The sequence below is a fragment of the Okeania sp. genome (assembly GCF_983059655.1).
This window is the reverse complement of record NZ_CEZPJD010000498.1, coordinates 1-5,900: the sequence shown is the minus strand read 5'-3', so window position 1 is coordinate 5,900 and position 5,900 is coordinate 1. Positions and strand designations below refer to the sequence as shown.

Annotated in this window: 5 protein-coding genes and 1 pseudogene; 2 read left to right on the top strand and 4 right to left on the bottom strand. The window is 31.8% G+C overall.

Annotated elements, in window-relative coordinates; genetic code table 11:
• Positions 1 to 39 precede the first annotated feature (39 nt).
• Positions 40 to 1,095: an AI-2E family transporter gene (locus AC3DU7_RS22700; protein WP_488041566.1), complete on the bottom strand. Its 1,056-nt coding sequence runs from the start codon at positions 1,093 to 1,095 to the stop codon at positions 40 to 42.
• Positions 1,096 to 2,532: 1,437 nt separating this feature from the next.
• On the opposite strand from AC3DU7_RS22700, the gene AC3DU7_RS22695 reads away from it, so the two are divergent.
• The gene (locus AC3DU7_RS22695) at positions 2,533 to 3,441 is read left to right on the top strand and encodes an AEC family transporter (RefSeq protein ID WP_488041565.1); all 909 of its coding nucleotides are present in this window, start codon (positions 2,533 to 2,535) and stop codon (positions 3,439 to 3,441) included.
• Positions 3,442 to 3,844: 403 nt separating this feature from the next.
• Here the strand turns inward: AC3DU7_RS22695 and AC3DU7_RS22690 are convergent, their stop codons facing one another.
• The 3 genes from AC3DU7_RS22690 to AC3DU7_RS22680 form a co-directional block, all read right to left on the bottom strand.
• The gene (locus AC3DU7_RS22690) at positions 3,845 to 4,129 is read right to left on the bottom strand and encodes a hypothetical protein (RefSeq protein WP_488041564.1); all 285 of its coding nucleotides are present in this window, start codon (positions 4,127 to 4,129) and stop codon (positions 3,845 to 3,847) included.
• Entirely contained in the window at positions 4,130 to 4,681 is a 552-nt protein-coding gene (locus tag AC3DU7_RS22685) for a hypothetical protein (protein WP_488041563.1), read from the bottom strand.
• A gap of 304 nt (positions 4,682 to 4,985) precedes the next feature.
• On the bottom strand, positions 4,986 to 5,174 hold the full coding sequence (locus AC3DU7_RS22680) for a hypothetical protein (RefSeq protein WP_488041562.1): 189 nt from the start codon (positions 5,172 to 5,174) through the stop codon (positions 4,986 to 4,988).
• A 110-nt stretch (positions 5,175 to 5,284) separates the two neighbouring features.
• Between AC3DU7_RS22680 and AC3DU7_RS22675 the strand changes: the two are divergent.
• Positions 5,285 to 5,890 (top strand): annotated as a pseudogene (locus AC3DU7_RS22675) (RNA-guided endonuclease InsQ/TnpB family protein).
• Positions 5,891 to 5,900 lie beyond the last annotated feature (10 nt).

The following is a 5,900-nucleotide window of genomic DNA, read 5'->3' as shown; positions in this document are numbered from 1 at the left end:
ATTATCCATTATTCATTATTCATTAATTGAAGATGTCTATTAATTTTCAATTGTGGAAATACTATCAGCGGATAAAGAATTTTTCCAAGGGTCTAAAATATCTTTAAATAAAGTTTCCTCTATCCAAGTTTTAGCTACTACTGTTAAAGGTAAAGCTAAAATTAGACCTAAAATTCCAAAAAATGTAGTGAAGAAAATTTGAGATCCTAGAGTAACAGCAGGTAAAAGGGAGACTTGTTTTGCCATAACAATTGGGCTTAACCAATAACTTTCAAGATTCTGAATAATCAGATATAAAATTCCCACGGCAACTATTTTCCAAGGAGCATCTAATACAGCAATCATAACAGGAAAAACTACACTCGTAGTCGGACCAATATTAGGAATAAAATTGAGTAAACCTGCCAACAAAGCGTGAGCCAAAACTAAATCGATTTGTAACGCCCATAAACCAAGGCCACTAAGAGTACTAACAAAAATAGAATTAATTACTATTCCACCAAACCAATTTCCTAAAGCTACCTCGCATTTTGATAGAATTTCATCTGCACGTCGCCGATAAAAGGAAGGAAATAAAAGTAATCCTACTTGTCGATAAGCTTGAGCATTTGCTAAAAACATTATTGTTAATACAAGCACCAAAAATACTTGCAAAAAAACTATAAAAGTATTAGAAAAAATCTTAAAAAAGTTGCTAAATAACTGAGTACTTAATAATTGTGTTTGTACCAGCATATCAGTTGCGCTAGGCGGAGGAGGAAATAGATCGGGTTGTTGTCTATATAGTTGGACAAGTTGAGAACGAACTTCTGTAAAGACATCAGGTATTAGAGCAAGTAATTTTTGAAACTGGGTAGTAAAAGGCGGTACAATTAGCAACAAAAATAGCAGAATAGTTAATGTTGCTAAACCTAGAGTTACAATTACAGCTAAGTTTCTTTGAATACTCCATCTATTGAATTTCTGCACCAATCTATTTAAAGCAGTTGCCAAAACTATTGCAGCAAATACTAATAGTACAAGTTGTCTAATTTCCCAAAGAATATATAGAGAAATAAGCAAACTAAAAAAGCCTAACCATTGACCAAAATTCATATTTTTTGTTGTTTTGGAGTTGTTGGAGTGACGACGACTGTGACAATTTCAAGGTGAAGAATAAATCATTAAATTTTCTCCGTTGTTTGGTTTCCCTTTTTGTATTCCAAGTAAGTATCTCAACTTATCGATATAAAGTTTTTGTAATATCAAATACGCCTTAGTGAGAAAGCGTTTTTTAAAGTTAAAGCCGTTGCTAAATAAGGGATTTGACGATGGGACAAGCCTGTTTTTATACCCGGATTTGGTATAAGCATTCAGCCGTCAGCTATCAACTATTAATCTTGGAGAAGGTAAAAGTAACCTTTAAAGTTGAGAAAGAATAAAAAGTTACTAGCTAGAGTCTCCTTTCTAAGTCTGAGAAGTAATTATTAATTAGGGTTTGCTGATAGCTGACTACTAATAGCTGAATGCTTATACCAATTTGATAAATGTTTGCTACAAATAGCTAGAGTATTTCTTAGGAGTCATAATTTCCTACGGAATGCTCCGAAACAGAATTCAGAATTCGTATGGGAATAGCTTAAATACCAGTTTTTAGGTCGTAAATTCTCTTTTGTGTCAAAGAGATATTTCCGGCAAAATCTTTTTATTGCACTGATTATTCGTAACATTCTTTTTTCAAATTGGTATTACAAGTTTTTCAACGACTACCTTGACTCTGGCAGTTCAAGAAAATATCTTAATCCAGCTATTATTATAAAGCTGAAAAGAAAAAACTTGAAAAGATTATACAGCAGTTTCCGAAGCTATGAGGTAAAGTAGTTTTTATTCTTTTCTATTCCCTGTTCCCTCAAACCTAAATTTTTGTACCTTATAACGACGAAAAACGATGTAGTAACAGAATATTTATAATTAACAGCTCTGTGTAAGAATAAGGTGGCTAGATTCAGATTTTTTTAGATATATAGCCAACATAAATTTAGATTTGGCATTATTTATTTTAAAGATTGAGTTGGACTTTATAGCGTTTCTCAGTAAGCATGAGGTAAACTTTTATTTTTACTCCCTATTCCCTGTTCCCTAAAACCTAAAATTTTATATCTAAGCATTATGGGAATTCCTATATAGAGAGGGTGCATCTCAATATTTGCAAAAATACTTTTTTCCTATTATATTCCGTGTTCCCTAAAAGCAATAAATTTTTGGCTTTATTCACGCATTGAGATGCACCCTATAGAGAATTATTATAAAATCAAGAGAGTATATTTTTTTAGTAGTCCTAAAATAGTAATAATATCAGAACTATTCAGTGACTCCTAATATTACAAAACAATTAGTAGGATGGGAATATACTGAAGAGGATATTCAAAAAAATTGGGGTTGAAACTTAATGATAGTTTTTAGTGAAGAGCAAAATGTAGCTATAGAAATTAATAACCAATAAATATCTGGAAAATAACTTTGTAAAATGATTGATTCAGATTTTTTTCAACTATGATTGAGATTTTATTTTCGGTTGTATCTGCTGTTTTGCCAGTGGGATGTATTGTTTTAATTGGTTTTATATTTGCCAAAAAATTTTCCATTGATGAACCTACACTTTCCAAACTGGCTTTATATGTGTTATTTCCGGCATTACTAACAGATATAATCTACCGAACTACTATTAGTATTGAAGAAGCAATTGAAATGTTTGTAGCCTTCGGGCTAACTTATATTTTACTCTGTTTAATCGCTTGGGGAATAGGATGGAAATTTAGTTTCTCTGCGTCTGTACAGAAAAGTTTAGTAGCTACAACGGCTTTACCAAACGCAGGAAATATGGGTCTTTCTGTAACTTTATTTGCATTAGGAGAAGCTGGGTTAGAAAGGGCAGTAATCTATTTAATATCATGGAATTTAATTGTATTGAGTACAATGCCCGCAATTCTAAGAGGAGAGGGTTTTTGGTCTTCTGTTATTTTTACTCTCAAATTACCCATAGTTTGGGGAATGATTTTAGGCTTAATTTTAAACTCATTTAATGTTCAACTACCTCTAAAACTTGATGATGGTTTACATCTTTTAAAAGGGGCGACAATTCCAATTTCTTTATTATTGATGGGAATACAAATAGCCAATAATCGTTTTCAACCAGGTACTTATGAGTTAGGTGCTAGTTTAATGCGTCTTTTTGGAGGAGCGATCGTTGCTTATTTAGTTGGTAAACTTATGAGTTTAGAAATGCTTGATTTACAAGTGTTAGTTTTGGAAAGTTCAATGCCGAGTGCTTTAGCTTCCTTTATCATAGTTAATGAATTTGGTGGAGATGCGCCACGAACTTCTAGAGTTGTAGTAATTTCAACATTGTTGTCTTTTTTAACTTTGCCTTTAGTGTTATGGGCTATTGGTGCAACATCTTGATGTGTAAGCATTCAGCCGTCAGCAATCAGCTATCAGCTATTAATTTATTGCTTTTATATCAGAAATTAGTGCTGAATGCTGACATAAATGAATTGCTAAAATCTAGAATGAAATGACTCTGAGTGAAGTAGAAAAATCTGTAAGCATTCAGCTCTTAGCAGTGAGCACTTCCCTGCGGGATGCTAGGCAAACAGCAAATAATTAATAAGTCCTTATAAGCTTAAAAGTTGCATAATTTGACAGTAAGTTTTAACTCTATTCAAATTTATCAATTGCTTTTATGTTCTCCTATCATCAATAGCTGATATCTAATAGCTGACCTCTGAATGCTTACAACCATCTTGATGTATGTTTCTCTAATTTAATTGAACATTCCCACCAGATATTATTGGGTAATTTTCTATTAAGTCATCCTTAAATCGGTTTCCATTACTTTTTCTATATCTTTAATAATTTGAGTTAAATTTTGTTCGATTTGATTAAGCTCATTGAGTTTGTTATTCCACTTATTAAATTGTTCTTCTTGTTTCTTCCTTTTTTCGTTAATTTCATTTTTTTTCTGAACAAAAATCTGCTCTTTAACCTCTTTAAATTGGTTGTTTATCGCTATTTCTAAATATTTTTGGAGACTGTAAAATAATTCGATAATCCTTCTCTTATTTTCAATTTTTTGATTTTCTTGGTTCATTTATTTGACGTTTTTTACCAATCCATTTACTACATACCACCCTGTTAAAATTTCATCAAAAAATTGTGAACAGTTTCCAATTATTTGAGCTGCTTCAATATGCTCACCAGGCTCGAAATCAAAAAATGTTATTTGCTCATCAAAATTTTCAATTAGTTGATGTAGCTCACTCCCTTCAACTTGATCTTCTGACAGGAATAAAGGTTTAGAAATTCTATCTTCTTTTATGGCTTCTTTATATGCTTCTTCTACTTGAGCTTTTGTCTCATTTAGAGAAATTAGATTAGAGTTATCTGTCGTTATTTTTGTGACATATTCTTCTTGAAACCCTTCATAATATTCTTTTGCTATTTCTAATTCAAGAGCAGCATTTTCTTGTTTCTCTATTGTCTTTTCATTAGTAGCCAATCTTTTGATTGTAGAACCTAAACTTTCAGCAGTTTTTATCATACCAAAAGTTGTCAGTCCATTTAGTTCATTTAGAATAGACTTGAATTCAGATGGTATTTTATTCTCATTTACTTGTATGTATTTTTGAATATCTTGTGACAACTGATTCTGTTCCAATTCATTAAGATCATCATTTAATGAAGAGAACGATTCAAGAGAAGCATCTTTAATTTTAGCCTGAGCATCTGCATAATGCTGCTTTACTTTCAGTTCGCTTTTTTTCTTGATAACTCTAACAAATTAGGATTATTTATTAAAACCTGAAGTAACATTTCACCTTGTTCCATAATTTTTGCAGACTGCTCTAGAATTATATTATCTTTGACTCTTTCAAGTTTTTCTTGTTCTTTTTTTACTTCTTTTTCTACACGATTCCATTCTTTTTCTAGAGCTTCCGCTAAAGTTTCTATAGTATTTTGTTGTTCTTTAATCTGAAAATCTGAAAATCTATCTCTTTTTCCGCACAGAGTGCAAGATGTCCTGCATAGAGCATTACAGGAATAATTTCAAAATAATTATGGTATTTGTCAGCATAACCTTGAATCCGTTGCTTATGTTCTTCTACATCTTCAAAAAGTTCTTTAGGATTTTCCAAAAAATCATTTAACTGCTAAAGGTAAGAGGAAAGGAAAACCTGCAAGACCTCCTAAGTTTAAATCTAAAAAGTCTAGACAAACAGCTAGATTTAGGAAAGGAGGATTTAAAATTTCTCAAGACAGAGTTGTTTTAACAAAAGTAGGTAAACTCAAAATTATTTGGTCTAGAAAATTACCTAGTCAGCCTAGTTCTTTAACAGTTATTAAAGACTCTGCCAATAGATATTTTTTAAGTTTCGTAGTAGAAATACAACCAGAATCATTACCTCAAACTGATAATTCAGTAGGAATTGATTTAGGAATTAAAACTTTTGCTACATTGAGTGATGGTCGAAAAATTGATGCACCAAAGCCACTAAAGAAACGAATCAAGAAATAGCCTCTTTCAGAGGAGCTTCGCTAACGAAAATTAAGTAAGTCATTATCTAAGAAAACTAGAGGTACAAATCGTTATGAAAAAGCTAGGTTGAAAATAGCTAAGTTTTCCTACGGAATGCTACGCAAACATGCAAAACTGAAAGATACAAGGACAGACTTTCTGCATAAATTATCTACTGAAATTATTAACGAAAACCAAGTGATAGTTTTAGAAGATTTGAATGTATCTGGAATGGTTAAAAACCGTAAATTATCTAGGGCTATTTCTGATTTAGGATGGAGACAATTCCGAACATTCCTAGAAGGAGTGCGACTCGTTCCTGTTAGGAGCCTTTAGAGACTAGAGG